Origin of the sequence: Pseudarthrobacter sp. N5, assembly GCF_050157035.1 — a bacterium.
In the GTDB taxonomy this organism is placed as follows: domain Bacteria; phylum Actinomycetota; class Actinomycetes; order Actinomycetales; family Micrococcaceae; genus Arthrobacter.
Genome location: NZ_CP189593.1, coordinates 384,208 through 409,842 on the forward strand (window position 1 = coordinate 384,208; position 25,635 = coordinate 409,842).

At 65.3% G+C, this 25,635-nt stretch carries 27 protein-coding genes; 23 read left to right on the plus strand and 4 right to left on the minus strand.

What is annotated here, in order from left to right:
- Positions 1 to 16: 16 nt before the first annotated feature.
- The 15 genes from dacB (at position 17) to panC (ending at position 14,586) form a co-directional block, all read left to right on the plus strand.
- Complete coding sequence (gene dacB / locus ACQCST_RS01910) at positions 17 to 1,528, plus strand: D-alanyl-D-alanine carboxypeptidase/D-alanyl-D-alanine endopeptidase (RefSeq protein ID WP_426997685.1); 1,512 nt, start codon at positions 17 to 19, stop codon at positions 1,526 to 1,528.
- A gap of 117 nt (positions 1,529 to 1,645) precedes the next feature.
- Positions 1,646 to 2,779, plus strand: a complete 1,134-nt coding sequence (locus tag ACQCST_RS01915) for a zinc-dependent metalloprotease (RefSeq protein ID WP_426997686.1) — start codon at positions 1,646 to 1,648, stop codon at positions 2,777 to 2,779.
- A 107-nt stretch (positions 2,780 to 2,886) separates the two neighbouring features.
- Positions 2,887 to 3,924, plus strand: coding sequence for a tRNA lysidine(34) synthetase TilS (gene tilS, locus ACQCST_RS01920; RefSeq protein WP_426999050.1), 1,038 nt, complete (start codon positions 2,887 to 2,889; stop codon positions 3,922 to 3,924).
- Positions 3,925 to 3,954: 30 nt separating this feature from the next.
- Positions 3,955 to 4,506, plus strand: a complete 552-nt coding sequence (gene hpt, locus ACQCST_RS01925) for a hypoxanthine phosphoribosyltransferase (protein ID WP_426997687.1) — start codon at positions 3,955 to 3,957, stop codon at positions 4,504 to 4,506.
- A gap of 361 nt (positions 4,507 to 4,867) precedes the next feature.
- Positions 4,868 to 5,116 carry a hypothetical protein gene (locus ACQCST_RS01930; RefSeq protein WP_426997688.1) on the plus strand — a complete coding sequence of 83 codons (249 nt, stop codon included), beginning with the start codon at positions 4,868 to 4,870 and terminating at the stop codon, positions 5,114 to 5,116.
- A 422-nt stretch (positions 5,117 to 5,538) separates the two neighbouring features.
- Positions 5,539 to 7,608: an ATP-dependent zinc metalloprotease FtsH gene (gene ftsH / locus ACQCST_RS01935; protein ID WP_426997689.1), complete on the plus strand. Its 2,070-nt coding sequence runs from the start codon at positions 5,539 to 5,541 to the stop codon at positions 7,606 to 7,608.
- Positions 7,609 to 7,617: 9 nt separating this feature from the next.
- On the plus strand, positions 7,618 to 8,259 hold the full coding sequence (folE, locus tag ACQCST_RS01940; RefSeq protein ID WP_426997690.1) for a GTP cyclohydrolase I FolE: 642 nt from the start codon (positions 7,618 to 7,620) through the stop codon (positions 8,257 to 8,259).
- 10 nt (positions 8,260 to 8,269) lie between these two features.
- Complete coding sequence (folP, locus tag ACQCST_RS01945) at positions 8,270 to 9,220, plus strand: dihydropteroate synthase (protein ID WP_426997691.1); 951 nt, start codon at positions 8,270 to 8,272, stop codon at positions 9,218 to 9,220.
- 13 nt (positions 9,221 to 9,233) lie between these two features.
- Positions 9,234 to 9,593 (plus strand): dihydroneopterin aldolase, encoded by a 360-nt coding sequence (gene folB, locus ACQCST_RS01950; RefSeq protein WP_426997692.1) that lies wholly within the window; start codon positions 9,234 to 9,236, stop codon positions 9,591 to 9,593.
- A complete protein-coding gene (folK, locus tag ACQCST_RS01955; protein ID WP_426997693.1) occupies positions 9,590 to 10,129 on the plus strand; it encodes a 2-amino-4-hydroxy-6-hydroxymethyldihydropteridine diphosphokinase in 540 nt (179 codons plus the stop codon). The genes folB and folK overlap by 4 nt, the downstream gene beginning before the upstream one ends.
- A 3-nt stretch (positions 10,130 to 10,132) precedes the next feature.
- Positions 10,133 to 10,666: a DUF3180 domain-containing protein gene (locus tag ACQCST_RS01960; protein WP_426997694.1), complete on the plus strand. Its 534-nt coding sequence runs from the start codon at positions 10,133 to 10,135 to the stop codon at positions 10,664 to 10,666.
- Positions 10,647 to 11,159 (plus strand): PH domain-containing protein, encoded by a 513-nt coding sequence (locus ACQCST_RS01965; RefSeq protein WP_426997695.1) that lies wholly within the window; start codon positions 10,647 to 10,649, stop codon positions 11,157 to 11,159. Before ACQCST_RS01960 ends, ACQCST_RS01965 begins: the two co-directional genes overlap by 20 nt.
- Positions 11,160 to 11,191: 32 nt before the next feature.
- Complete coding sequence (locus ACQCST_RS01970) at positions 11,192 to 12,739, plus strand: PH domain-containing protein (protein ID WP_426999051.1); 1,548 nt, start codon at positions 11,192 to 11,194, stop codon at positions 12,737 to 12,739.
- Complete coding sequence (locus ACQCST_RS01975; RefSeq protein WP_426997696.1) at positions 12,732 to 13,667, plus strand: Rossmann-like and DUF2520 domain-containing protein; 936 nt, start codon at positions 12,732 to 12,734, stop codon at positions 13,665 to 13,667. The genes ACQCST_RS01970 and ACQCST_RS01975 overlap by 8 nt, the downstream gene beginning before the upstream one ends.
- A gap of 1 nt (position 13,668) precedes the next feature.
- Positions 13,669 to 14,586 (plus strand): pantoate--beta-alanine ligase, encoded by a 918-nt coding sequence (gene panC, locus ACQCST_RS01980; RefSeq protein ID WP_426997697.1) that lies wholly within the window; start codon positions 13,669 to 13,671, stop codon positions 14,584 to 14,586.
- Between the two features lie 39 nt (positions 14,587 to 14,625).
- Here the strand turns inward: panC and ACQCST_RS01985 are convergent, their stop codons facing one another.
- The gene (locus tag ACQCST_RS01985; RefSeq protein ID WP_426997698.1) at positions 14,626 to 14,865 is read right to left on the minus strand and encodes a YegP family protein; all 240 of its coding nucleotides are present in this window, start codon (positions 14,863 to 14,865) and stop codon (positions 14,626 to 14,628) included.
- Positions 14,866 to 15,187: 322 nt separating this feature from the next.
- Between ACQCST_RS01985 and ACQCST_RS01990 the strand changes: the two genes are divergently transcribed.
- On the plus strand, positions 15,188 to 15,640 hold the full coding sequence (locus ACQCST_RS01990; protein WP_426997699.1) for an SRPBCC family protein: 453 nt from the start codon (positions 15,188 to 15,190) through the stop codon (positions 15,638 to 15,640).
- 153 nt (positions 15,641 to 15,793) lie between these two features.
- Positions 15,794 to 16,588 (plus strand): SDR family oxidoreductase, encoded by a 795-nt coding sequence (locus ACQCST_RS01995; RefSeq protein ID WP_426997700.1) that lies wholly within the window; start codon positions 15,794 to 15,796, stop codon positions 16,586 to 16,588.
- A gap of 142 nt (positions 16,589 to 16,730) precedes the next feature.
- Here the strand turns inward: ACQCST_RS01995 and ACQCST_RS02000 are convergent, their stop codons facing one another.
- The 3 genes from ACQCST_RS02000 to ACQCST_RS02010 form a co-directional block, all read right to left on the minus strand.
- Positions 16,731 to 17,303, minus strand: a complete 573-nt coding sequence (locus ACQCST_RS02000) for an NADPH-dependent FMN reductase (RefSeq protein ID WP_426997701.1) — start codon at positions 17,301 to 17,303, stop codon at positions 16,731 to 16,733.
- A 217-nt stretch (positions 17,304 to 17,520) separates the two neighbouring features.
- Entirely contained in the window at positions 17,521 to 18,270 is a 750-nt protein-coding gene (locus tag ACQCST_RS02005; protein ID WP_426997702.1) for an SDR family NAD(P)-dependent oxidoreductase, read from the minus strand.
- On the minus strand, positions 18,267 to 19,247 hold the full coding sequence (locus tag ACQCST_RS02010; RefSeq protein ID WP_426997703.1) for a fumarylacetoacetate hydrolase family protein: 981 nt from the start codon (positions 19,245 to 19,247) through the stop codon (positions 18,267 to 18,269). The genes ACQCST_RS02005 and ACQCST_RS02010 overlap by 4 nt, the downstream gene beginning before the upstream one ends.
- Before the next feature lie 220 nt (positions 19,248 to 19,467).
- Here ACQCST_RS02010 and ACQCST_RS02015 point away from each other — a divergent pair, with 220 nt between their 5' ends.
- The 6 genes from ACQCST_RS02015 (at position 19,468) to ACQCST_RS02040 (ending at position 25,623) form a co-directional block, all read left to right on the plus strand.
- A complete protein-coding gene (locus ACQCST_RS02015) occupies positions 19,468 to 20,832 on the plus strand; it encodes an L-fuconate dehydratase (protein ID WP_426997704.1) in 1,365 nt (454 codons plus the stop codon).
- A 1-nt stretch (position 20,833) separates the two neighbouring features.
- On the plus strand, positions 20,834 to 21,145 hold the full coding sequence (locus ACQCST_RS02020) for an L-rhamnose mutarotase (protein ID WP_426997705.1): 312 nt from the start codon (positions 20,834 to 20,836) through the stop codon (positions 21,143 to 21,145).
- Entirely contained in the window at positions 21,142 to 22,104 is a 963-nt protein-coding gene (locus tag ACQCST_RS02025; RefSeq protein ID WP_426997706.1) for an aldo/keto reductase, read from the plus strand. The genes ACQCST_RS02020 and ACQCST_RS02025 overlap by 4 nt, the downstream gene beginning before the upstream one ends.
- Positions 22,101 to 22,982 carry an amidohydrolase family protein gene (locus tag ACQCST_RS02030; RefSeq protein WP_426997707.1) on the plus strand — a complete coding sequence of 294 codons (882 nt, stop codon included), beginning with the start codon at positions 22,101 to 22,103 and terminating at the stop codon, positions 22,980 to 22,982. The genes ACQCST_RS02025 and ACQCST_RS02030 overlap by 4 nt, the downstream gene beginning before the upstream one ends.
- Positions 22,983 to 23,071: 89 nt before the next feature.
- On the plus strand, positions 23,072 to 24,607 hold the full coding sequence (locus ACQCST_RS02035) for a sugar ABC transporter ATP-binding protein (protein ID WP_426997708.1): 1,536 nt from the start codon (positions 23,072 to 23,074) through the stop codon (positions 24,605 to 24,607).
- Entirely contained in the window at positions 24,604 to 25,623 is a 1,020-nt protein-coding gene (locus ACQCST_RS02040) for an ABC transporter permease (RefSeq protein WP_426997709.1), read from the plus strand. The genes ACQCST_RS02035 and ACQCST_RS02040 overlap by 4 nt, the downstream gene beginning before the upstream one ends.
- The last annotated feature ends 12 nt before the right edge of the window (positions 25,624 to 25,635 follow it).

A 25,635-nucleotide genomic window follows, 5' to 3' on the forward strand; every position in this document is an offset into this window, starting at 1 on the left:
AAGGACCAGCAGCAGCATGAAGAGCACCATCCGCAGCGCAAGCAACCACAGGGTTGTCCGTACCCTGAAGCGGACCTCGCCCCTGGCGCTGCTGACCGTCGTGCTGCTGGTGCTGGCAGTCCCCTCGGGCATGGTGATCTCCTCAGCGTTCACGGCCCCGGACCAGTCTTTGCGGGCGGCCGCCTCCGTTCCGGCCTGGCAGCAGCTTCCGTCCGAGATGTCCCGTCCGCAGGGCATCTCGCCGCTGCTGGATTCGGCCCCTATCCCGTCGCCGGACAAGGTGGCTGCCCACCTTGAGTCAACCCTCAAGACCGACGGCGGCGGCGCGTTCACTGCGCTGGTCAAGGACGCCGTGACAGGACAGGTGCTTTTTGACAGGGGAGGCTCGGACAGCAGGATTCCGGCGTCCAACATGAAGCTCCTCACCGCCGTTGCTGCCCTGCGTTCCATGGGCTCCGAAACGCGTTTCAGCACCAGGGTCTTGGCCGGGCAGGCCCCGGCTTCGGTGGTGCTGGCCGGTGGCGGCGACGTCCTCCTCGGGGCAGGCGAATCTGCACCGGATCAGGTTGTGGGCCGTGCCGGGCTTGCCACGCTGGCTCGCTTGACCGTCCAGTCGCTGAAGGAGAACGGTGTCACCGGGGCGGTGTCCGTGCAGCTTGACGATTCACTCTTCACCGGCCCGGCGCTCAACCCGGCCTGGAGTTTGGAGGACGTGGCGGCCGGAGAAACTGCGCCCCTTTATCCGCTGGCACTGAACTCCGCACGCTACGATCCGTTGAAAACCACCGGACCGCGTCCGCAGGATTCCGCCATCACCACCGCGGAAGCGTTCGCCGCCGAACTCAAGACGGCCGGTGCCGCCTCGGGACTGACGGTGGCGCCCGGCGTCGGGCGTTCCGGCAGTGAAGCCGCAGCCAGCGGCGGACCCGCAACCGGCAGCGGGGGCGACGCCGGGCCAGAGGTCCTGGCAGAGGTCCAGTCGGCAACGGTCAGCCAGCAGGTTGACCTCATGCTGCAGACCTCGGACAACTACCTTGCGGAAGCATTGGGGCGGATGTCCGCACATGCTGACGGGCTGCCGGCTGGAAATGACGGCGCCACGGCGACGGTCATGAAGCAACTCACCGGGTTGGGCGTCAACGTGGATACGATGCGGCTGGCCGATGTGTCAGGGCTGGCCCTCGGCAACCGGGTATCTGCCAGGCAGTTCGCCGAGGTGGTGCGGGCCATCACCTCCGGCCCTGATCCGAGGTTGCGCAACGCACTGGCGGGGTTTCCGGTGGCCGGCCTTACCGGCACACTGGACGACCGCTACGGTGACGATTCCACAGCAGGCGGCGCCGGGCTGGTTCGGGCCAAAACCGGCACGCTGAACTCTGTGATCGCGCTCAGTGGCTACGTGGTGGATGCGGAGGGCCGGTTGCTGGTCTTCTCATTCATCGGCAACGGCCTGATGCCCGGCGCCGCAGGAAACAAAGCCGCGCTGGACCGCTCGGCATCGGCGCTTGCCTCCTGCGGCTGCCGCTAGGGTCTAGCCGCCCCTGGCCGGCGTTGCCTTGCGCCGGTGTTGCCGTTGGCCAGCGGCCGTTCGTCAGTCAGCGAACTTAAGGGCGGATCACCCTGCTCCTGTGTTCTGATGGAGAGTATGGAGACATCTGCAGGCGAGTCATCCGCACAGGCATCAACGGCGCCGGCGCCGGCACTCATCAACTGGGAGCTCGCGGCATCCACAGCAGCCCGGCTGGCACCTCCCGGGCCGGTGCTGGGCACGGCCGAAATTGGTGCGGCGGTAGATAACCTACGCCTCATGGCGGACATCTCCGTGCCGCACGTCCATGACATCACCGGGCTGGAGGCGGCCCGGGATCTCCGCGATTCCTCGGTGCTGGTGGTGGACCGGGCATCCTGGGCCAAGGCCAATGCGCAAAGCTTCGCCGTGATGCTCAAACCTGCCATTGACAAGATGTTCGAAACCCGGCGCGGCACCATCAGCCCGGCCGCGGCAAGTGTCAGCGGCACGATTACCGGAAGCCAGCTCGGGGCCGTACTCGCTTTTCTGTCCAGCAAGGTTCTAGGTCAGTACGATCCATTCTCTGCGCTGGCTGAAAACTCGAACACCCCGGCTGGCGGACGCCTGCTGCTGGTAGCGCCGAACATTGTTGCCGTGGAGCGCGAACTCAATGTGGCGCCAGAGGACTTCCGCCTGTGGGTCTGTCTGCACGAGCAGACACACAGGGTGCAGTTCGCCGCGGCGCCCTGGCTGCGTCATCACATGCTCGAACAGATCGACGACCTCAGCGTGCACCTTCTGGGCAGCGTAGATTCACTGATGGACCGCGCCACAGCTGCTGCCCGGTCCCTCAAGGACCGCACGGCCACCGGTGCTACCCCGGGCCGCGGTGCCATTTTGGACCTCCTGCAGAATCCCGAGGAGAAAGCCGCCCTGTCCCACCTCACCGCCGTGATGAGCCTGCTTGAGGGCCACGCCAACGTGGTGATGGACGCCGTGGACGCCAGCATTGTCCCCTCGGTCAAAACCATCCGGCAACGGTTCAGCGCCCGTGGCAAGGACCGGGGGGTTGTGGAGAAGTTCATCCGGAACCTGCTGGGCCTCGATGCCAAAATGCGGCAATACAGCGACGGTGCCAAATTCGTCCGTGCGGTTGTTGCGGTGGCCGGAATGGAAGGCCTTAACCGCGTCTGGGAATCTGCCGAGCACCTGCCCACCGAGCCTGAAATCCATGACGCCAAGCTGTGGCTCGACCGGATGGGACTCTAGTCACCATGACGGGCACCGTACGCGCTGCCGGGGTACGCGCTGCCGGGGTACCAAGCGGCCGACGGCGGCCCGGCCGGCTGGCGCCCGTCGTCGGCAAGGCGCGGAACATGGTGCGGGACTCCCTGGCACAGGCGGGCTATCCGGAACGGGTGCTGGTGGCCTGCAGCGGCGGGCCGGATTCCCTGGCACTGGCTTCAGTTGCCGCCTACTTTGCCAGGCGCGGCCATGTGGACGGACACAGGGTGCAGCTTGGCGCGGTGGTGGTTGACCATCAGCTCCAGCCCGGTTCCGCAGAGGTTGCGGCCCGCACTGCGGCGGTGCTGACGGAGCTGGGACTCGCGCCCGTGGCGGTGCGGACCGTGGAGGTGTCTGCCACCGGGGCTGGCCCGGAAGCAGCCGCCAGGGACGCACGCCACGCTGCCCTGGAGGCCGCTGCTGCCGGCTGGAACGCGGACGTCATTTTGCTTGGCCACACTCTCGACGACCAGGCCGAACAGGTACTGCTGGGCCTGGCGCGCGGCTCGGGCACACGATCCCTGGCGGGGATGCGCCCGTCGCGGGGCCTGCTGCTGCGGCCGTTTCTTGGACTCCGCCGGGCCCACACCCTGGAAATCTGCGAGGTTGAACAACTCGATCCGTGGCACGATCCCAGCAACACGGACCCTGCCTTCGCGCGCTCGCGGACACGGGTGGAAGTGCTGCCGCTGCTTGAGGAAAAGCTGGGGCCGGGCGTCGCCGAGTCGCTGGCGCGAACGGCTTCGATCCTGCAGCTGGATGCCGACTATCTGGAGGACGTGGCGAACCACACGTTCGCCTCCCTCGTGGACCGTTCCGGTCCGGATATCAGTCTGCCGGAGGCAGCGCTGGGAGAACTGGCGCCGGCAATCCGGTTCCGGGTGATCGCAAAGGCAGCGGCCGACGTCGGCGGTCAACAGACCAGCTATCAGCGCCTTCTGGCGGCTGAAGCACTGCTGCGGAGGCAGGGTTCGGCGGGTCCGGTGGAACTGCCCGGCGGGGTGAGCGTATACAGGCTGTCGCTGGCCCAACTGCTCGCGGAGGAGGGCGCCGGGGGCAACGGCGTTCCCCGGGAAGCCGCCCGCTGTGGGAAGCTAGTATTCCGGTCTCATAAACCGCCCCAAAAATAGTCGCACCCCGCATCTACACAGGAGCCATTGGTGGATTCAAACGACGTCCAGGCAGACCTCAAGCACGTTCTCTACACCAAGGAACAGATCCAACAGCGGATTACGGAGCTCGCTGCCCAGATCGACAAAGACTACGAAGGCCGGGAACTCCTTATTGTGGGTGTGCTCAAGGGTGCGGTCATGGTGATGGCTGACCTGGCGCGTGCCCTGCACAGCCACGTTTCCATGGACTGGATGGCTGTGTCGTCCTACGGCTCCGGCACCCAGTCTTCCGGCGTTGTCCGCATTCTCAAGGACCTCGACACCGACCTGATGGGCAAGGACGTGCTGATCGTTGAGGACATCATCGACTCCGGCCTCACCCTGTCCTGGCTGAAGACCAACCTGGAATCCCGGGGCACGGCATCGGTGGAAATCTGCACCGCGTTCCGCAAGCCGACAGCCCTGAAGGTCCAGCTCGACGTTAAGTACGTCGGCTATGACATCCCCAACGAGTTTGTGGTGGGCTACGGCCTGGACTACGCGGAGAAGTACCGCAACCTGGACTTTGTGGGCACCCTGGCGCCGCACGTTTACGAGTAGATCACTCCCAGCTAACGGCCCTTCGGGAGCCGACCCCTGTTAGCCATGCGAGTGGTTCGTGTTGGGCGATCCGGCGCTAGATAGGGGTATCTCGCCTGTTTGAAACTTTTTCACCGCAAGCAGCATCAGGATCGACCGGCAAACCGGCAATGAAACGCAAGGGTAAGGTCCGGGCATTTCTTGCCGGCGGTCTGGTGCCGGGTGTGCGCAGCCGTTACCCTGGCCGCCTGGAACGATTCCGAGTTTCAATCCCTTTTGAACATCTCACTCGTGATGTTCAAAACAGGTTGATGTCTCCGACGATTCCTGCCGCTCCGCGATGGCTAGGGGCGGTGCCATGCGGGTGGCAGGCGCAGGAGCGATGATTGCCATCGCGGCGCTTGTTTCCATGATGCATGCACTGCCCGCCGCCGCGGATGACGACGCCGGCCTGTGGCTGGAGCCCGGCCCTTACGGAGCGCCGGCCCTGCTGACGCCAGGATCCACTAGTCGATGGGATCTCGGGGTCACCACCAGCAGGATCTCCCTCGGGGCGCTGACGGTACAGCTGAGCGCAACAGGGCCCCTCGCCGAGTTGGCGGCGTCACCGGAGGCGGTTCCTCTCACGTAACAGTCAGGGTCGACGGCTGCCGGCCCCGGTGGGATATTTCAGGCGGACCCGCCGGGGCGACGGTGGTCATCCCTGCCGTATCCGTGGACCAGCTGGACGGCAGGCCGGTAAGCCTTGCCTGGGGGACTGCTCGGTGGATCGTATGGGCTGTGCGTCCAGACCAAGGATGGATCGGGGTGGACGTCCAAGTTGGCGACAGCCAATGCCTCCATGGGCCTCGCCAGGCATCAATCCCCAATGCACGGTGCTCTAGCTGGAGCCACCACAAGTCCGGATCCGCTACGCCCAGAGGGAACTTTTGCCCTACACCGTGCGTGAATTACTCCGAACGGTGTATAGCTAGAAGCTGACGCAGCACCACACGCGCGCAGACCAGGCGACGTGCAGCACTACCAGGAGGGACGGGGCCTGCCCCCGATCAGATGAAAGCTAAGAGTTTCTTCAAGGGCCCGGGCATCTGGATCGTCATTGTGGTCGGCATGCTCCTGCTGGCCTTTGCAACGCTGGCTCCCGGTGGTGCCTCCCGCATTGACACCCAGCCAGGCCTTCAGCTTCTTGCTGAAAACGGCAAGGTTGAACAGGCCAAGATCTTCGACGGCGAGAACCGCGTTGACCTGGTGCTGAAGGACAATCTGGTGATCGACGGCCAGGACAAAGGCAAGAACGTTCAGTTCTTCTTCGTCAGGGACCGTGGCCCGGATGTGGTCAAGGCCGTCACCGACGCCAAACCGTCCAAGGGCTTCACGGACCAGCCGATCGAAAGCAACTGGTTCTCCGGTCTGCTGTCCCTTCTGATCCCCGTGATCCTGCTGGGTGCGCTGTTCTGGTTCCTGATGACCCGGATGCAAGGCGGCAGCTCCAAGATCATGCAGTTCGGCAAGTCCAAGGCCAAGATGGTCAACAAGGACATGCCGCAGGTGACCTTCAGTGACGTTGCCGGCGCGGATGAAGCCGTTGAAGAGCTGCAGGAAATCAAGGAGTTCCTCGAGGAACCGGCCAAGTTCCAGGCAGTGGGCGCCAAGATCCCCAAGGGTGTGCTGCTCTACGGCCCTCCGGGAACGGGCAAGACTCTTCTGGCCCGCGCCGTTGCAGGCGAGGCCGGTGTACCGTTCTTCTCCATCTCGGGCTCGGACTTCGTTGAAATGTTCGTTGGTGTGGGCGCCTCCCGTGTCCGTGACCTCTTCGAGCAGGCCAAGGCCAACTCGCCCGCCATTATTTTTGTTGACGAGATCGACGCCGTCGGCCGTCACCGCGGTGCCGGCATCGGCGGCGGCAACGACGAACGCGAGCAGACCCTCAACCAGCTCCTGGTTGAAATGGACGGCTTCGACGTGAAGACCAACGTCATCCTGATCGCCGCCACCAACCGTCCTGACGTCCTGGACCCGGCTTTGCTGCGTCCGGGCCGTTTCGACCGCCAGATTTCCGTGGAAGCCCCGGACCTCATTGGCCGCGACCAGATCCTGCAGGTCCATGCCAAGGGCAAGCCGATGGCACCCGGCGTTGACCTCAAGGCCGTGGCCAAAAAGACCCCCGGTTACACGGGCGCTGACCTGGCCAACGTGCTGAACGAGGCCGCCCTGCTGACCGCACGCTCCAATGCGAACCTGATCGATGACCGTGCGCTGGATGAAGCCATTGACCGCGTGATGGCCGGTCCGCAGAAGCGCAGCCGCGTTATGAAGGAACACGAGCGCAAAATCACGGCGTATCACGAGGGCGGCCACGCCCTGGTTGCCGCGGCCCTGCGGAACTCGGCTCCGGTCACCAAGATCACTATCCTGCCCCGCGGCCGTGCCCTCGGCTACACCATGGTGGTGCCGGAGAGCGACAAATACTCCATCACCCGCAATGAGCTCCTGGACCAGATGGCCTATGCCATGGGCGGCCGGGTTGCGGAGGAGATCGTGTTCCACGATCCGTCCACCGGCGCCTCCAACGACATCGAGAAGGCCACGTCAACGGCCCGCAAGATGGTCACCGAATTCGGTATGAGCGAGCGTGTGGGCGCAGTGCGCCTGGGCCAGGGCGGCGGCGAGCCGTTCCTGGGCCGCGATGCAAGTCATGAGCGCAACTACTCTGACCAGATTGCGTACATCGTGGATGAGGAAGTCCGCCGCCTGATCGACCAGGCGCATGACGAGGCCTATGCAATCCTCACCGAAAACCGCGATGTCCTCGACCAGCTGGCCCTTGAACTCCTGGAGCGGGAAACCCTCAACCAAGCCGAGATCGCACAGATCTTCACGGACATCCGCAAGCGCGATTTCCGCGACGTGTGGCTCTCCAAGGAATCCCGCCCGGTCCAGCAGGCAGGCCCGGTGGAATCCCGCCTGGAGAAATTCGAACGGGAGGCCCAGGAAGAAGCCAAGCGCGCCCGCCTGGAGGAGCCTCTGGACGCGCAACCGCCGCACCCGCAGGGTGTGCCGGATGATTCTTCATTCCAGGCCGGCAGCAACCCCGAGGCCGGCAGTGACAGTCTCCACGGCTAAGCTTCTGCTGTGACTCATTTCGACGACGACGACGCTCCCGCCACCGCAGGACACCCGGCCGATCACCAGGCCAGGCATCAGAACCACAAGGTCGACCGCCCGCGGATTGAAGCCGCGGTGCGTGAAATCCTGCTGGCGATTGGCGAGGATCCAACCCGCGGCGGCCTCCTGGACACCCCCAAACGGGTGGCCAAGGCCTATACGGAGATGTTCGCCGGCCTCTATCAGGACCCGGCGGATGTCCTGTCCACCACCTTTGACCTGGACCACGAGGAACTGGTCCTGGTCAAGGACATCCCGTTCTACTCCACGTGCGAGCACCACCTGGTTCCGTTCCACGGAGTGGCGCACGTCGGCTACATCCCCTCCCATGAGGGAAAAGTGACGGGCCTGAGCAAGCTGGCACGTCTGGTGGACATCTACGCCCGCCGCCCGCAGGTCCAGGAGCGCCTGACCACCCAGATAGTCGAGGCACTGGTCACCTATCTCAAGCCTCGCGGTGCAATTGTTGTCGTCGAATGTGAACACATGTGCATGTCCATGCGCGGCATCCGCAAGCCCGGCGCCAAAACCGTCACCAGTGCGGTACGCGGGCAACTTCATGACCCGGCCACCCGTGCCGAGGCCATGAGCCTCATACTCGGAAGGTAACAAACAGACCATGGACTCACTAGCTGCAGCCCCAGGAACCGGCCCGGCAACCAGCCCGTTGCCCATACTCCGCAAACCGCGGCCGCCGGCTAGGTTTGAGGACCTTCCCGTGGCGCGCACCTTGGTGATGGGCATCCTGAACGTCACCCCGGATTCGTTCAGCGACGGCGGCAAGCACCCCACGGCGGACAGCGCCATAGCCGCCGGTCTGCGGATGTTCTACGCAGGGGCGGACATCATCGACGTCGGTGGCGAATCCACCCGCCCCGGCGCGGAGCAGGTCAGCCCGGAAGAGGAGCAACGGCGGATCCTGCCGGTGATCCAGGCGCTGGTCAAGGCCGGTGCGCTGGTCAGCGTTGACACCACGCACGCCAGCACGGCCGCAGCGGCCCTCGAGGCCGGCGCGGCCATCGTCAACGACATCTCCGGGCTCAGCCTTGAGCCGGAGATGGCCGAGCTCGTGGCCCGCACCAAAGTTCCGTACATCCTGACCCACCGCCGTGGCGATGCCAGCACCATGGACTCCCTGGCTGAGTACCACGACGTGGCCGGCGAGGTGGTGGCCGAGCTCAGCGGCGTCCGGGACAAGCTCTACGCGGCCGGTGTGGCGCCGGAGCAGATCATCGTGGACCCCGGCCTGGGATTTTCCAAGAATGACGAGCAGAACTGGGAGCTCCTCCAGAACCTGGACCGTCTGGACGCCCTCGGCCACAGGATTCTGGTGGGTGCCTCTCGCAAGCGGTTCCTGGGGACCCTCCTCACCGTGGCCGGCAAGTCCGCTGCCCCCGAGGAACGCGACCACGCCACCGCCGCTGTAACGTCCATCAGCGCTTTCCGCGGTGCCTGGGCAGTGCGCGTGCACGATGTCGGCCCCAGCCTTGACGCAGTCAAGGTAGCCTCGCGTCTGGCCCCCTCGCGTCTGTCCTCCTCGCGGTCGGCCACCGGCCTTTCCGCCAACTAAGCGGGCGGCCACGATGGACAGGATCACGCTGAGCGGAGTCACCGCCGTCGGCTATCACGGGGTGTTCGATTTTGAGCGCCGAAACGGCCAGCCTTTTGTTGTTGACGCCGTGCTGCATTTGGATTTCGCGAAGGCGGCCGCATCCGATGACGTCCGTGACACGGCGCACTACGGCGAAGTGGCTGAGCGCATCAAGAGCTGGATCACCGGTGACCCGCTGAACCTGATCGAGGCTCTGGCCGTCAGGATAGCCGATGACCTGCTGAAGGAATTCAGTATCCACGCCGTTGATATCACCGTGCACAAGCCGAAGGCCCCCATTGAGGTGTCTTTCGGAGACGTGGCAGTCAGCGTGTACCGGGAGCGGTCATGAATGCCGGCTACACCCGGGCCGTTCTGGCGCTGGGAAGCAATCTGGGGGAGCGCAACGACACCCTTTCCGTCGCTGTGGCCGATCTGGTTGACCCCCCGGAGATGCGGCTGCTGGCTGTTTCGCCGGTGGTGCAGACCAAAGCGGTGGGCGGGCCGGCTGGTCAGCCGGCTTTCCTGAACATGGTCATCACCGTGGAAACGTCACTTCCGCCGCTGGACCTCCTCCGGCACTGCCAGACGGTGGAGAACAAGCACCTCCGGGTGCGGGAGGTGCGCTGGGGGCCGCGGACCCTCGACGTCGACATCATTGTTTACGGTGATCTTGTCAGAACGGATGAAACGCTCACGCTGCCGCATCCCCGCGCTGGCGAACGCGCCTTTGTGCTGTATCCGTGGTCCGTGATCGAGCCGGGGGCCAGGCTTGACGGCGAACGTGTCAGCGAGCTGGCGTCCAAGGCCGCGGATTTCCCGGACCTCGTCCCCTTCGACGGCTTCGGCGACTTCGATGGAGCCCCCACCGCCGGGGCAGTGGAGTAAGCCATGAAACCCATCAACGCACGTCTGCTGCTGGTGATCGGGCTTGCCGTTGCCGTTTTGGGATGGTTCGCCACGGTGCTGACCAGCCGCTACAGCATGGCCACGCCCGTGCTTCCGGCCACGGCCCTGATGACCATGGGCGTGATCGTGGCACTCACCCTGGTGTTGGGTATCAGGGTGCTGCGGTGGCGTAACAGCACCAAAAAGAAAACTATGCTCAATCCGATTCTCGCGGCCAGGACTCTGGTCCTGGCGCAGGCGTGCGCCTATGCGGGCACAGTACTGCTGGGCTGGCACGCCGGGATTTTCCTGGATCAGCTGCGGGTCTGGAGTCTTCGGAGCGACCAGGGCGTCACCTGGCTGGCGCTTGCCATGGCGGGCGGCGGCCTGATCATGATTGTGGTGGGGCTGCTGGTTGAACGGTTCTGCAGGGTTCCACCGGAAGACGGCGACGCCGGTGCCGGCAATGGCATCCCGGGCAGGGGAAGCCGCAGTGAAACCAAGGGGGAAGGCGAATATGCATACCGGGGCGATTGATCCGCCGGGCATCACCTGGCTGCGTGTTTCACCGAAGTACGTGACGGTCCGGTTGGTGGAGTGGGCCTTCGCGAATCTGATCGTGGTGGCCTTGATGAGCCTCCCCCTGGTGTTCGTCCTGCTGGGCTGGTGGGAATGGCCGCCCCTGTGGCTTGCCATCGCCGTCCCGGCTTTTATGCTCCTTCTGGCGCTGTGGCGCCTCGTTCTGATTCCGCGCCAGGTACGCGCTATCGGGTACGCCGAACGCGACGACGATCTCCTTGTCCGCACCGGCATTTTCTACCAGCGCACCATGGTTGTCCCGTACGGACGCATGCAGTACGTGGACATCGGAGTGGGCCCGGTGGAGCGCGGACTGGGACTGTGCACCCTGAAACTCCACACCGCCTCCGCCGGGACCAACGCACAGATCCCCGGGCTGCCCGCCGCCGAAGGTGCGCGGCTCCGCGAGCAGCTCTCCGCCCGCGGAGAAGCCAGACTGGCCGGGCTGTGACCCAAGAGGTGCATGGAACGCAGCAGGGGACCATGCCCGACGGCGAATGGCTGCGAGTGCACCCGGCGTCGCCCTTTGTGCGGGGCTGGTTGGCGATCGCCGCCATTGGCTTCTTTTTCGGGCGGGACACCTTCGAGCGTCTGCTCCAGGGACGCCCCCTGGTCGACGCCGACTTCGCGGGCCGGGCGCCGTGGCTTCTGGCCGCCGGCGGCATAGTGCTGGTGCTGGCCGTTCTGGGCTTCATCATGACGTGGTATTTCACCCGCTACCAGGTGGCGGAAGGCTACGTCCGCGTCAACACCGGATTCCTGTTCAGGCAGCAGCGCCAGGCCAGGCTGGACCGGGTACAGGCGATCGACATCGTTCAGCCGCTGCTGGCCCGGATCTTCGGCCTGGCCGAACTCAAGTTTGAGGTGGCCGACGCCGGCGAATCTGCCGTAAGGCTGGCCTATCTCCGGATGGATGATGCCCGGCAGCTTCGCGCCACCATTCTTGCCCGTGCCGCAGGAGTGTCGGCTGACCCCACGCGTCCCGAAGCAGCCGCACCCGAGGCGCCCGAATACGCAGTGCTGTCCGTGCCGCCGTCGCGCCTTGTCGGTTCGCTCCTGCTGAGCGAGCAGAGCTTTTTTGTGGCGCTGGGTGGCGTGGGCTCCGTTGTTCTCTCTGCCGTCACGGACAACCGCGCTTTTTACTTCTATCTGATTCCCGCTTTCCTGGGCCTGGCTGCCGCGTATTGGGGTTCTTTCAACAAGGGCTATAACTTCACGGCCGCCATTTCGCCGGACGGCATCCGTCTTCGCTACGGGCTCCTGGACACCCAGGCCCAGACCCTCCCGCCCGGCAGGATCCAGGCACTGAAAATAGCGCAGCCACCCCTCTGGCGGATCTTCGGCTGGTACCGGATGCAGGTCAACGTGGCCGGCTATGGCGGGGCGGGGAGCAACGGCGAGGCCGCCTCGCGCACCACGCTGCTGCCCGTCGGGAAACGCGCGGACGTGATGAGAATGCTCTCCCTGGTCCTGCCTGATCCCGGCACCCAGGAACCGGACCGCGTGTTTGGTGCAGGGCTCAGCGGGCTGGCCGGTATTTCGGGGCAAGTCAGTGCGGGGCCGGATTCCGCTGAAAATCCCGCCGCCACAGCGGACGGCGGATTTGTCACCACTCCGCGCCGCGGCCGTCTGCTCGCTCCACTGGGTTGGCGGCGCAACGGCTACGCGGCAACGGAAACCGCCCTGCTGATCCGAACAGGGCGCTGGTGGCGGGAGCTGGTAGTGGTGCCGCACCAGCGCACGCAGTCGATGGCGCTGCAGCAGGGGCCGCTGGCCCGCCGTTTCGGGCTGGTGGACCTGGTCCTGCACACCACGGCGGGGCCGGTCACACCGCGCGTCATCCAGGCCGGCGTGGACGAGGCCAGGGTGCTGTTCGACGAGCAGTCAGCCCGTGCCAGGGAAGCCCGGAAACGCCAGACCAGCGAGCACTGGCTGGCCCAGGTGGCGAGCGACACCCTGGTTCGCGACGATCTCCATCCCCTGGGAAACAGCCCCGATCCGCAGCAACAGGAAGGCCCCCATCGTGGCTAAGCCCGGACGCCTTGGCGTCGGAATCATCGGCGCCGGCAAGGTGGGTGCCGTCCTGGGTGCGGCATTGCGCGCGGCCGAGCACGCCGTCGTCGGGGTGTCGGCAGTGTCGGACGCCAGCCGTGAACGCGCGGAAACGCTGCTTCCGGGGGTGCCGGTCCTGGAGGTCCAGGACATCGTGGAACGCGCCGAGCTGGTGCTTCTGGCCGTGCCGGACGACGCCCTCGGCGGCCTGGTGGAAGGGCTCGCCAAGCTGGGGGCGTGGCAGCCCGGGCAGCTGGTGGCGCACACCTCGGGCCGGTTCGGCGTGGGTATTCTGCACCCGGTCCGTGCTGCGGGCGCCATTCCGCTGGCGCTGCACCCGGCCATGACGTTCACGGGCATGAGCATGGACCTCACCAGGCTGCTGGACTGCACCTTCGGCGTCACCGCTGATGCCGTGATGCTGCCCATCGCGCAAGCGCTGGTGGTGGAAATGGGTGCCGAGCCCGTGGCTATCGCCGAGGGCGACCGCACGCTCTATCACGCGGCCCTGGCCCACAGTTCGAACCATCTGGTCACCCTGGTGGCCCAGGCATCACAACTCCTTCGTGACGTCGGGGTGGGCGCCCCCGAACGCATGCTCGGCCCGCTGCTGCGTGCCACCCTGGAGAACGCGCTCGCCTCGGGCGAGTCAGCCCTGACCGGGCCGGTGGCCCGCGGCGATGTGGGCACCGTGGCCGCGCACGCCGAAGCGCTCAGGGAGCACGACGGCGGTGCGGGCGGCGATGTGCTGGAAGCGTACCTGGCGATGGCGCGCGCCACGGCCCGGCGGGCGGAAGGCCGCGGGTTGCTGAAGCCGGAGCAGCTGGACGGTATCCGCAAGGCCCTGGCCGGCCCGGATGGGGACGCGGCAGGCGGCGACGCACCGCAGGCTCCGGAAGGACACTGACATGGCGATCAAACTGGTGACGACAGCCACCGAGCTCCGCGCGGAAAGTGCCCGGCTTCTCACGGAAAAACAGGGCTCATCGCAAGGCCTGGTGCCCACGATGGGTGCCCTGCACGAGGGACACGCACAGCTGGCGCGCACCGCCGTCGAAAATAATGACGTGGTGGTGGCCACCATATTTGTGAACCCGCTTCAGTTCGGCGAGGCCGCGGACCTGGACCGCTATCCGAGGACGCTGGACGCGGACCTGGCGCTGCTCGAGGCAGAGGGCGTGGACCTGGTCTTCGCACCGTCCGTGGAAGAGGTCTACCCCGGTGGTGAGCCGATGGTGCGGGTGACCGCCGGGCCGTTGGCCAACAAGTGGGAGGGCGCGTCGCGTCCCGGCCATTTCGACGGCGCCCTGACTGTGGTGGCCAAGCTGCTGCACTACGGTTTCCCGGGTGTGGGCTTGCCCGGCGTCGGATTGCCTGGTGTTGCGCCGGCTGCCTACCGTGCCTACTTCGGCCAGAAGGATGCCCAGCAGCTGACGCTCGTAAAGCGTATGGTGGCGGACCTGAATTTCCCGGTGGAGATCGTGGCCGTGCCTATTGTGCGTTCAGCGGAGGGCCTGGCACTGTCCAGCCGCAACCGTTTCCTCTCCGATGATGAGCGCGAAGCCGCCCTGGTGCTGTCCCGGGCGCTCAAGCTGATCGAGGGCCGGGCCAATGCCCACGAACCGCTGGACCTGGAGTCCGCCCGGGCCATGGTGGAGTCGCAGCCCCTCGTGCAGTTGGACTACTTCGACGTGGTGGATACGCGCACACTCGAGCCGCTGGCTGAGAACTGCAGGGACACCCCGTTCCGCGGCGAAGGGCTGGCCCTTATCGCGGCCAAGGTTGGCCCGGTCCGCCTGATCGACAATGTGCCGCTCAGTTCCTGACATCCGCCATGTGAGCCGGGTGGCCTGAACTGCGGGCGGCTAGTGGTCCCGTTGAAGGGGGTCCAGGAGGGGGTCGGACCTGCTATTTGGGCCCGGAGCGCTGACCCGGTCTGCGATATGAGCGGTGGCAGCATGTTCTCGAATTGCCATGACGCCCGCTGCCGCGGCGGCCTTGTCCCGGTACGTGCCCGAGACCGCCAGGACATTGCCTGTTCCGTTGACGAGCAGGATACGGACCCTGTCATTGTCCGCGGCCACTAGTTCGAACGTTCCTGCCATGGGGTGTTGCCTGTCTTCCAGCCGTTGACGCCCGCAGATCGATCGGTAAAGCAGATTGCTTCCCCAGCCACCAGTATATGACAGCAAGTGTCAACCTTGTTTACGAAGTCGTTATGCATCGGATCCGTCGGCCCGTCCAGTGCTGCGGGTTCCGGGGCCGCGGGACAGGTGACAGGAACGTCGTCGTCCGCGGCGATCACCGTCACCGGGTTCGCTGCCAGAGTGTTGACACCCCTGTTCTTGAGGAACAAGATGTTGCCATATTGCCCCGCCGGCGCGCTCGGAGCGCACCGGCAACGGGCACCTTCTGAAGGAGATTCCTATGCCGATCATTGAAGAAAGCGTTTTCATTTCACGGAAGCCTGAGGACGTATTCGATTACATCATCAACGCCGAAAACCTGCCCGCCTGGGACTCATCGATCGTCCGGGCCGAGCAAATCGGAAGCGAGCCGGTCAAGCTAGGCACCCGCGCCCGCGGAACCAGCAAAATCCTGGGAAGGAACTTCGATTGGACCACCGAAGTCACCGAGTTCGAATCTCCGCGCCGGCTCGCTTACAAGTCTGTTGAAGGAAAACTCGGTTTCACGCTCACCAACACCTTCGAGGCCGCCGACGGCGGGACCCGCTTCACCTACCACGTTGACGCGGCATCGGGCCTGGGCGGAATCTTCGGACGTCTCGGCGACCCGCTCGTGCAGAAAGCGCAAGCACGCACCGTTCGCGCAAATCTTGAGACGCTCACCGAGATCCTCACCGAACACCCTGATGAGTGACACTTCTGAAAACGTGAAAGCCACGACAGTTGACGCGGAAGGCAGCGATTCCTGACCTGATAGGGACAACCAGGACTAGGGACAGGGCCCAGGCTGCTCTGACCAGTCCGGGCCCTCACCGCCGCCCGGAGCAAGGAATGCGAGGTGCGGACTGTGGATGATGTACTCGTCACCGGGGGTACCGGCCATTTAGGCACGGACATTGTCCGCTTGCTTGTGGAGCGCGGCGATCGTGTTCGTGTTCTATCTCGAATGCCGGGCACGGACCCGGACGTTCTCGGAATCCAGGGCGATTTGGCCACGGGCAGCGGCATACGCGAAGCCGTAACCGGGGTGCGGACGATAGTGCACGCTGCGACGCTGTCCCCAGCTGCACAGCGAGGCTACTTTCGGCCGGTCGACTTCGTGCGCAGTCCGCCCGACGTGGACGTTGACGGAACGCGCCGACTCCTCGACGAGGCGGCACGCGCAGGTGTTGAACACTTCCTGCACGTCTCTATCGTCGGCGTCCAGCAATCCCGGATTCCCTACCTGCGGCGGAAGGCAGAGGCAGAGAATCTCGTTCGCGGCTCCGCGATCCCGTGGTCGATCGTTCCCGCGACTCCGTTTTTCTGGTTGCTGGCACGGCTGCATGATCACATGGCCGGGAAGCGCGTCTGGCTGCTGCCGTCGAACCTGGCGGTGCAGCCGGGCGACTCCGCCGACTTCGCACCATACGTCGTCGAGTCTGTCTCCGGCGGTCCCGGCGGAGATCGGACGTGTTTTGCCGGACCGGAGGTCTTGAGCCAGTCAGACGTCGCCCTGCAGTATCAGTCCGCGCGTGGCATCCAGCGCCGGATCGTGGGTCTGAGGCTACCGGGTTTCGCGCTACAAGCGAGCGGTCCGCAGACGTGTCCGGCCGGCCGCCGCGGCACGACCACCTGGGCGGAGTGGCTCGCCCAACACTGAGCCCGGCTCAGCTGTTTCATTCGGCAGCGCGGAGTGGGCGTCGGTCGCGAGGCCCGGGAACCATTGCTGCCTGACGGATGCATGCCAAGGTGAAAGCGTCCGGGCGCGGGTTCCTGCCGTGCCTTAACCGTCTTCCTTCGCCTTAACCGTCTTCCTTCACGGGGCGCAGCGTTTTGAGAGCGCCGGCCCACGCGATGACCTGATCGAAGACCGGTCCCAGGCCCTGCACCGCCCGGGGTGACGGAGTGAATGTAGTGTATTTTTCGAACTCCGTGGCCAGCGGCAGGGCAACCTGGGCGCGGACATCGGCCATCTGCAGCTCGCCGGCGATCTGCCGCAGATGTTCCACAGCACGGGTCCCACCGGCGCTGCCGTAGCTGACGAAACCAACGGCCTTGTTGGTCCACTCCGCGTACAGGTAATCCACGGCGTTCTTCAAAGCCCCGGGCACGGAGTGGTTGTACTCGCCGGTGACGAAAACATAGCCGTCGAATGAGCCGATGACCTCCGCCCAGGCCTTCGTATGCTCGTTCCGGTACTGCCCGCGGGATGGCGGGCGCGGTTCATCCAGCAGCGGAAGACCGAAGTCGGCCACGTCGACGAGTTCGAACTGTGCATCAGAGCGTTTCGTCGCCTGCTCATATACCCAGTCGGCGACCGCTTTCCCGGCCCGGCCCGGCCGGGTGCTTCCCAGCACGATGGCTATCCTCACCATGAGACCTCATCTCCCCTGCAACCATCAAGCTCTGCCCATTACAACGCTGCGGGAAGGGCGCTTCTTCCCCGGGACTGTCGCGGGAGACCTACGGAGATGAAGCGAAGAATCTGCCGAAAATGAGGTGTACTACGGATGTGAGAAACCTCGAACAAGGCCTGCTTGCCGCAGTGTCGCGTTCCGTCCGGTGGATGTGTCACCAACCTCCGAGGGATGACTAGCCGACGGGCCGCGGCCGCAGCCCCTGCATGCCGCCGTCGACCGCCAATGAGGTGCCCGACGTCGATCCTGAGAGCGGGCTCGCCAGGTAGGCGACGGCGCCAGCCACCTCGCCGGCGTCAACCAACCTGCCGTGGGGCTGCCGGGAGTTGAGAGCGGCGCGCTCTGCCACGGGGTCCGCGGCGGCGCCCAGCAGGCGGCCCACCCAGGGTGTGTCCACCGTTCCCGGGTTGACGCAGTTCACGCGGATGCCTTCGCGGATGTGGTCTGCGGCCATGGCAAGGGTCAGGGACAGCACCGCTCCCTTCGATGCCGAATACAGAGCCCGCTGCGGCAGCCCGGCCGTGGCCGCGATGGAGCAGGTGTTGACGATTGCAGCGGCGGGTGACTGGCGAAGGTACGGGAGGGCCGCGCGGCTGACCCGGGCGATGCCCACCACGTTGATGTCCAGGACGCGGGCCCATTCGGCGTCGTCGTTGGCAGAGATGTCACCCTGCGCGCCGATCCCGGCGTTGTTGATAACGATGTCCAGGCGCCCGAACTCGCGTTCAGCAGCGTCGACGGCAGCGCGGACCGAGGCATCGTCCGCAACGTTGCAGGCGATGCCGAAGTGCGGCCCGCCGTCCGGGTTGAGGTCCAGCGTGGCCACTTTCGCCCCGCCGGCGGCCAGCCGGTCCGCGATGGCAGCGCCGATGCCCGAGGCGCCGCCCGTAACAATGGCCGCGAGGCCCTCGAATTCGTTGCTCACTGTGAGTCCCTTCCTGTGTTGGCGGCCGCTGCTATTGTGGCCGCTGCTGCCGGAGCCGCAGAAACGTCCGGGGCACCGGCCCCACTGGCTGCACTGCCCGCACGGCCTGCCCCGGCAACGGCGCGGAAGAACTGCTGCCGTTGCCGGCCCAAGCCCTCGATCTCCAGTTCGACCACGTCGCCGGGCTCGATGTAGGGGAAACGACCGGACAGGGCAACACCCTCAGGCGTGCCCGTCAGGATCACATCGCCCGGTTCCAGCAGCATGTATTGGCTGACGTGGTGCACCACTGTTGCCGCGTCGAAAATCAGGTCCGCAGTGGAGGAGTCCTGCCGCGGCTCGCCGTTGACCCAGGACTGCAGGCGCAGCCCTCCGCCGTCGAGCTCGTCAGCGGGCACCAGCCACGGGCCAAGGGGAGTGGAGTGCGGGAGCGACTTGCCCTTGGTCCACTGGCCTGCCGCGCCGGGCAGCTGGTACTCCCGCTCGGAAAGATCGTTCGCCACCACGAACCCGGCGATGCAGCCAGCGGCCGCCGCGGTGTCAGGAAGGTAGGACGCTTCCTGGCCGATCACAATGCCGAGCTCCACTTCCCAGTCGTACTTTTCCGATGACGGCGGGATCGGGGCGGCGTCAAACGGGCCGGTCACGGTGTTGGACGGCTTGAGGAACACCACCGGGATCTCAGGCGGGGCAGAGCCGGACTCGGCCGCGTGTGCCGCGTAATTCATGCCGATGCAGACCACCGAACCGGGACGGGCCACCGGGGCGCCGATGCGCAGCCCCTCGCCGGAAATCACGGGAAGCATCCCGGAAGTGAGGGCGTCACGGGTCCGGGCTATGCCCGCGCCGGCCAGGAAACGGCCGTCGATCTCCGCTGTCAGCGACCTCAGGTCAAAGTAGCGTTCGACGCCGGTGGCGTCGTGGGCGATGACGGCCGGCTGTTCCTGGCCGGCCGGTCCCAGACGGGCAAACTTCACGGTGGTCCTCTCCTTTGACGTGCACGGCTCCTCTGAGCTGTGTCCTTAATGCTGTGTCATGTGATACTGCGTCACAGATCCGAAATTCAGGATGACACATCCGAACTTTCGGAGGGCTATGGTGTCCATCCTAAGGGAATTTCACCCATTGACAAGCCATACATCGGATGTTTAGGCTCGTTGTAGATTCACAGCCGGGGCATATGACAATGGGAGCACGATGAGCACCATCACCGCAGTAGACGTTCTTGACATCAGATTCCCCACGTCCCTTGAGCTGGACGGCTCGGACGCCATGAATACGGACCCGGACTACTCCGCGGCCTACCTGATCATCCGAACTGACGCCGGGGACGAACTGGAGGGCCATGGCTTGGTGTTCACCATCGGCCGCGGCAACGAGGTGGAAGCGGCAGCCATCGGCGCCCTGCGCGCCCACATCCTGGGCCTGGACGTTGAGGGCCTCCTGGGCGACATGGGCGCCACATGGAAGTTGCTCGCCCACGATTCCCAGTTGCGCTGGCTCGGCCCTGAAAAAGGCGTGATGCACATGGCTATTGGTGCGGTGGTCAACGCCTTGTGGGACCTGAAAGCCAAGCGGGCAGGACTTCCACTGTGGGATCTGCTGTCCCGTATGACTCCCGCTGAGCTCGTTGCCCTGGTGGATTTCCGTTACCTCACGGACGCACTGACGCCGGAGGAAGCACTGGACATCCTCCGCCAGGCCGAGCCTGGCAGGGCCGCCCGCCGCACCCGTCTGCTGGCCGAAGGCTACCCCGCCTACACCACCACACCCGGGTGGCTGGGCTACAGCGACGACAAACTCGTTCACCTGGCCAAGGAGGCCGTGGCTGACCGCTTCCGGCAGATCAAACTCAAGGTGGGGGACAACCTTCAGGACGATATCCGCCGACTGCGGACAGCCCGGGAGGCAGTAGGCCCGGACATCAAAATCGCGGTGGACGCCAACCAGCGCTGGGACGTGGACACGGCGATCGAGTGGATAAAGCACCTGGCGCCCTTTGACATCGCCTGGATCGAGGAGCCCACCAGCCCGGATGATGTGCTGGGCCACGCCGTCATCGCGCGCGCCGTGGCACCGATTCCGGTGGCCACGGGCGAGCACGTCCAGAACCGTGTGGTTTTCAAGCAGATGCTGCAGGCCGGATCCCTGGAAGTGCTGCAGATCGACGCCGCCCGCGTGGCCGGCGTCAACGAGAACGTTGCCATTCTGCTGCTCGCTGCGAAGTTCGGCGTCCGGGTCTGCCCGCATGCCGGCGGGGTGGGGTTGTGCGAGGCAGTGCAGCACCTGTCCATGTTCGATTTCGTGGCGCTGTCCGGGAACAAGGATGACCGGATGATCGAGTTCGTGGATCATCTGCACGAGCACTTCGTGACCCCTATCGACGTCCATGACGGCTGCTACTGGCCCCCGTCCGCACCGGGTGGCGGAAGCGAAATGGTGGGATCCTCCTTGGCTGAGTTCCTCTTCCCGGACGGGCCGGTCTGGACGAGGCTTGACGCCGGATTGACGGCTCCGGTCTCCGAAAAAGCACCCCGTGCTGTGGCGAAGGCAGTGTCCTGAAATGCAACGGATCGCCCTCCACACTCGGCTCAAGGCCGGCAAGGAAGCCGAGTACGATCGCGTCCACAGCCAGATTCCGGCCGAGCTGGATGCAGCCCTGCGCGAGGCCGGCGTCAGCGCATGGAGCATCTGGCGCAGCGGCCGTGAACTCTTCCACCTGGTGGAGGTCCAGGACTACCGGGCCATGCGCCGCCAGGTGGTCGAACACCCAGCCAACATCCCGTGGCAGGCCCGGATGGCCGGACTACTGGATGTGGAAGATGACTACTCCGGCGATGACAGCGGAATCCCGCTGGTCTGGAGCCTGCCGTGAACTTTGACTCGACACCTGCTGGCTGGCTGGGATTCGGCGGGGCCGGAATCGGCAATCTGTACAGGGCAATTGACGACGGCGTTGCCGCCGCCACCGTGGAGGCGGCGTGGAACGGCGGCGTGCGGTACTTCGACACCGCTCCGCACTACGGCCTGGGTCTCTCGGAGCGGCGGCTCGGCGCGGTATTGCGCGACAAACCACGTGGAGACTTCCGTCTCTCTACGAAGGTAGGGCGGGTGCTGGAAGCCGACGCGGCTGCTGAAGCCGGCGCCGTGGATGATGAGGGCTTTGCCGTTCCGGCCACCACCCGGCGCCGCTGGGATCCCAGTGAGGCAGGGATCCGCCGCAGCATTGAGGATTCTCTGGAACGCCTTGGCCTGGACCGGATCGACATTGCGTATCTCCATGATCCTGACGTCTATGACCTCGAACGGGGCATCAGCCAGGCGCTCCCTGCCTTGGCGAAGCTCCGTGAGGAGGGCCTGGTGGCCTCCATCGGCGTCGGTTCAAATTCGGCGGAAGCGCTCACCGAGTGCGTCAACCGCGCCGATCTGGACCTGGTGATGCTGGCGGGGCGCTACACCCTACTGGAACAGCCGGCCGCGGCGGAACTGCTGCCTGCGTGCGAACGGCGGGGCACCGGCGTCGTCAATGTCGGTGTCTACAATTCCGGGCTGCTGGCCCGGCCGGACGTGCCGGATAACGCCCACTACAACTACATACCGGCGCCTGCCGCCGTGCTCCGGAAGGCCCGGTCGCTGGCGGAGGTCTGCCGGAGCTTCGGTGTGGAACTGCCGACGGCGGCACTCCAGTTCAGCATGCGGCACCCGGCGGTGCGGTCCGTTGTGGTGGGGGCGAGTGGCCCAGCGCAAATGGAGCAAAACGTTGCGCGGGCGTCCGAGGATGTCCCGCAAGCGCTCTGGGACGAACTGGAGCGGCGGGGGCTGATCCCGCAGTGACCGATTTCGTTGCGACCACGGACATCATCGATGCCCATCTGCACCTGTGGGATCTCGGCGCCGGCGGTTATGGCTGGCTTGGCCCGCAGCACGGGGAGCTGAACCGGAGTTTTTCCGCCGGGGAGGCGCACAGTGAACTGACGGGCGCCGGTGTGTCCGGAGCCATCGTGGTTCAGGCGGACGATACCGCCGCAGACACGGACTTCATGCTTGCCACGGCTCAGCACAACACCTGGATTGCCGGCGTGGTGGGCTGGGTCCCGCTGGATGACCAGCAGCGGGCTGGTGAAGAGCTGGACAGGTTGTGCGCAGAACCGAAATTCCGTGGAATCCGGCATCTGGTCCACAACGATCCCCGCCCGGACTTTCTGGCACTGCCGGCCGTCAGGACTTCATTGAAGGAAGCGGCCCGGCGCGGGCTGGCCTTTGACGTACCGGATGCCTGGCCACGGCACCTGGGAGCCGCTGTTGAGCTCGCCAGGGCGCTGCCGGGGCTGACCGTGGTACTGGACCATCTGGGGAAACCGCCGCTGGGTTCCGGCGGATCGGAAGCGGGAGGTGCTGACCTCGAATCCTGGCGCCAACAATTCCGGGCCCTGGCGGAGCTGCCCAACACAGTGGCCAAGGTCTCCGGCCTACAGCTGCCCGGCGTGCCCCAGACGCCAGAAGCGCTGCACAAGCTGTGGGAGGAAGCGGTTGAGAGCTTCGGCCCCGACCGACTGATGTTCGGCGGGGACTGGCCGGTGAGCACCCTGGCCGCGCCTTACGCGGAAACAGCTGGCGTGCTGTTCGCGCTCGCCGACGAACTATCCGTCACGGAACGGCAGGACTTCCTCACCGGAACCGCCCGCAGGGTGTACGGACTGCCTGCGCCCTAGCCGTTCCTGCAGACCACACACCACTACCGCCAGCCGACCACCGACACACACGATCAAACACCCACACGATCACACAAGGAGGTGTAACGATGTCCACGCTCTTGACCATCAAAAACGTCAGCAAGAGCTTTCCCGGCGTCAAGGCCCTGCAGAACATGCAGCTTGTACTCCGCCACGGGGAAGTACTGGCACTGGTCGGCGAGAACGGTGCCGGCAAATCAACCCTGATGAAGCTGCTTTCCGGCATCCATATCCCGGACGAAGGAACGTTCGAACTGAACGGCCAGGCAATCGTCCCGGCCAATCCGCGCCATGCCAGGGAACTGGGCATCGGCATAATCCACCAGGAGTTCAACCTCATGCCGCACCTGAGTGTGGCGCAGAACATTTTCATCGGACGCGAACCCAGGCGGTTCGGGCTGCTCAGCGAAAATGCCCTGAACAAAAAGGCCGCCGAGCTGCTGGAGCGGATCAACATTGCGCTCTCGCCCCGCGAGCGGGTGGGTAACCTGACGGTGGCCAAGCAACAAATGGTGGAAATCGCCAAGGCACTGTCCTTCGATTCCAAGGTCCTGATCATGGATGAGCCCACGGCTGCACTGAACGACACCGAAGTAGCCGCGCTGCATGGGCTGATCCGCGGCTTCACCAGCCAGGACACCGGCGTCATCTACATTTCCCACCGGATGGATGAGCTGCAGCAGATTTCCCAGCGCATCACCGTCATCCGCGACGGCGAATACGTGGACACCCTGGACACGGCATCAACCAGCATGAAGGACGTGATCTCCAGGATGGTGGGCCGGCAGGTGACCGGTGAGCAGCGCCCCGTTGTTCCTGCCGAGGCGGGCAGCGCCGAAAAGCCAGGCGCCGACGTCGTACTTTCCGTCCGGGGGCTCAGCACCAAGGGCTTGCTGCGAGACGTCGGCTTTGAGCTGCGACGCGGCGAGATCCTCGGCTTTGCCGGGCTGATGGGGGCCGGCAGAACCGAGGTGGCCCGTGCACTGGTGGGGGCGGACCGCGCCAGCTTCGAACGGCTGCAGCTCAACGGCAGGGACGTGACCATCGGCAACCCAGCCGTGGCTGCGGGGTTGGGCATCGGCTACCTCTCCGAGGACCGCAAACACCTGGGCCTGCTGCTGGGCCGGGACGTCAAGGAGAACATCATGCTCGGCTCACTCGCTGAGAACTCCAGAGCCGGTTTCGTCCGGGAGGCAGCCCTGCGCAAAGCCTCGCAGGAGATGGTGGGCAAACTCCGGATCAAAACGCCGTCCATCTTCCAGACCGCCAGGAACCTCTCCGGCGGCAACCAGCAGAAAATCGTTATCGCCAAGTGGCTGGTCAAGGATTGCGACATCCTGATCTTCGACGAACCCACCCGCGGGATCGACGTCGGCGCCAAAGAGGAAATCTACCGGCTCCTCAACGAGCTCGCGGCCACCGGAAAGTCGATCATCATGATCAGTTCGGAGCTGCCGGAAGTGCTCCGACTTTCCCACCGGATCGCCGTGATGAGCGAAGGCCGGATCACCGGGTTCCTCTCCAATGAGGAAGCCACCCAGGAAAACATCATGGAGCTGGCGACGCAGCACAGCTCCGCAGTGACCACAGGAGTGAACGCATGAGCACTTTGACCAAGGCGGAAGCGCCGGCCCCTCCCGAGGAGAAGACAACGGGCGATCTCGCCGTCCGGTTGAAGTCCTCGCTGCAGCAGTTGCTCGCGTTCGGCAGCCTGATTGTGCTGGTGGTGCTCTTCGGTGTGATGAATTCGCGCTTCCTGCAGCCCACCAACCTCTCGGACATTCTGCTCTCCACCGTGGTGATCGGACTGCTGGCCCTGGGCGCGACGTTTGTGATCATCACCGGCGGAATCGACCTCTCGGTGGGAACCGGCATGAGCCTGTGTTCGGTCGTGACTGGCGTTGTCCTGACGTACCTCGGGCTGCCGCTGTGGGCGGGGGTGATTGGCGGTGTGCTTATGGGTGCGCTGATCGGTGCCGTCAATGGCTTTTTCATCTCGTTCCTGAAGATCCCGCCCTTCATCGCCACGCTGGCCATGATGCTGGTGGCCCAGGGACTTGCCCTGGTGGTCTCCGGCACCAAGCCGATCTATTTCACCGGCACCCCGGGCTTCAGCAGCCTGGCCCTCGGCAAGCCGATCGCCGGGCTGGTCATCCCCAACGCCGTGTTCATCTTCTTCGCGGCCGCCGTGCTGGCCGGGATCGTGATGAGCAAAACGCTGATCGGCCGGTACACCTTCTCGATCGGCTCCAACGAGGAAGCCACCAAGCTCTCCGGCATCAACGTCCGCTCCTGGAAACTCTGGATCTACACCGTGGCCGGCGCCTTCACCGGCCTGGCCGGCGTGATGATCGCCGCCCGGCTCAACTCTGCCCAGCCCGGGCAGGGCATGGGCTACGAGCTGCAGGCGATTGCCGCCGTCGTGATTGGCGGTACGTCGCTGCAGGGCGGCAAGGGCTCGATCGTGGGCACCGTGATCGGCGCGCTGATCATGTCCGTGCTGACCAACGGCCTGCGCATCATCTCCGTACCGCAGGAGTGGCAGAACGTGGCGATCGGCGTTGTGATCCTGGTGGCTGTCTACCTGGACATGCTGCGGCGGAAGGAGACCACCGCCTGAGTCCCTGCAACA

Excerpts from the sequence above, each read along its gene's own strand:
- dacB (WP_426997685.1), top strand. The coding sequence starts at position 17 with ATGAAGAGCACCATCCGCAGCGCAAGCAACCACAGGGTTGTCCGTACC.
- ACQCST_RS02000 (WP_426997701.1), bottom strand. The coding sequence starts at position 17,303 with ATGGTGAGGATAGCCATCGTGCTGGGAAGCACCCGGCCGGGCCGGGCC.
- folB (WP_426997692.1), top strand. The coding sequence starts at position 9,234 with ATGGACAGGATCACGCTGAGCGGAGTCACCGCCGTCGGCTATCACGGG.
- ACQCST_RS01915 (WP_426997686.1), top strand. The coding sequence starts at position 1,646 with ATGGAGACATCTGCAGGCGAGTCATCCGCACAGGCATCAACGGCGCCG.
- ACQCST_RS01960 (WP_426997694.1), top strand. The coding sequence starts at position 10,133 with ATGAAACCCATCAACGCACGTCTGCTGCTGGTGATCGGGCTTGCCGTT.
- ACQCST_RS01930 (WP_426997688.1), top strand. The coding sequence starts at position 4,868 with ATGATTGCCATCGCGGCGCTTGTTTCCATGATGCATGCACTGCCCGCC.
- folP (WP_426997691.1), top strand. The coding sequence starts at position 8,270 with ATGGACTCACTAGCTGCAGCCCCAGGAACCGGCCCGGCAACCAGCCCG.
- ACQCST_RS02015 (WP_426997704.1), top strand. The coding sequence starts at position 19,468 with ATGAGCACCATCACCGCAGTAGACGTTCTTGACATCAGATTCCCCACG.
- folK (WP_426997693.1), top strand. The coding sequence starts at position 9,590 with ATGAATGCCGGCTACACCCGGGCCGTTCTGGCGCTGGGAAGCAATCTG.
- ACQCST_RS01985 (WP_426997698.1), bottom strand. The coding sequence starts at position 14,865 with ATGGCAGGAACGTTCGAACTAGTGGCCGCGGACAATGACAGGGTCCGT.
- ACQCST_RS01965 (WP_426997695.1), top strand. The coding sequence starts at position 10,647 with ATGCATACCGGGGCGATTGATCCGCCGGGCATCACCTGGCTGCGTGTT.
- ACQCST_RS02020 (WP_426997705.1), top strand. The coding sequence starts at position 20,834 with ATGCAACGGATCGCCCTCCACACTCGGCTCAAGGCCGGCAAGGAAGCC.
- ACQCST_RS01970 (WP_426999051.1), top strand. The coding sequence starts at position 11,192 with ATGCCCGACGGCGAATGGCTGCGAGTGCACCCGGCGTCGCCCTTTGTG.
- ACQCST_RS02040 (WP_426997709.1), top strand. The coding sequence starts at position 24,604 with ATGAGCACTTTGACCAAGGCGGAAGCGCCGGCCCCTCCCGAGGAGAAG.
- tilS (WP_426999050.1), top strand. The coding sequence starts at position 2,887 with ATGGTGCGGGACTCCCTGGCACAGGCGGGCTATCCGGAACGGGTGCTG.
- panC (WP_426997697.1), top strand. The coding sequence starts at position 13,669 with ATGGCGATCAAACTGGTGACGACAGCCACCGAGCTCCGCGCGGAAAGT.
- ACQCST_RS02035 (WP_426997708.1), top strand. The coding sequence starts at position 23,072 with ATGTCCACGCTCTTGACCATCAAAAACGTCAGCAAGAGCTTTCCCGGC.
- ACQCST_RS01990 (WP_426997699.1), top strand. The coding sequence starts at position 15,188 with ATGCCGATCATTGAAGAAAGCGTTTTCATTTCACGGAAGCCTGAGGAC.
- ftsH (WP_426997689.1), top strand. The coding sequence starts at position 5,539 with ATGAAAGCTAAGAGTTTCTTCAAGGGCCCGGGCATCTGGATCGTCATT.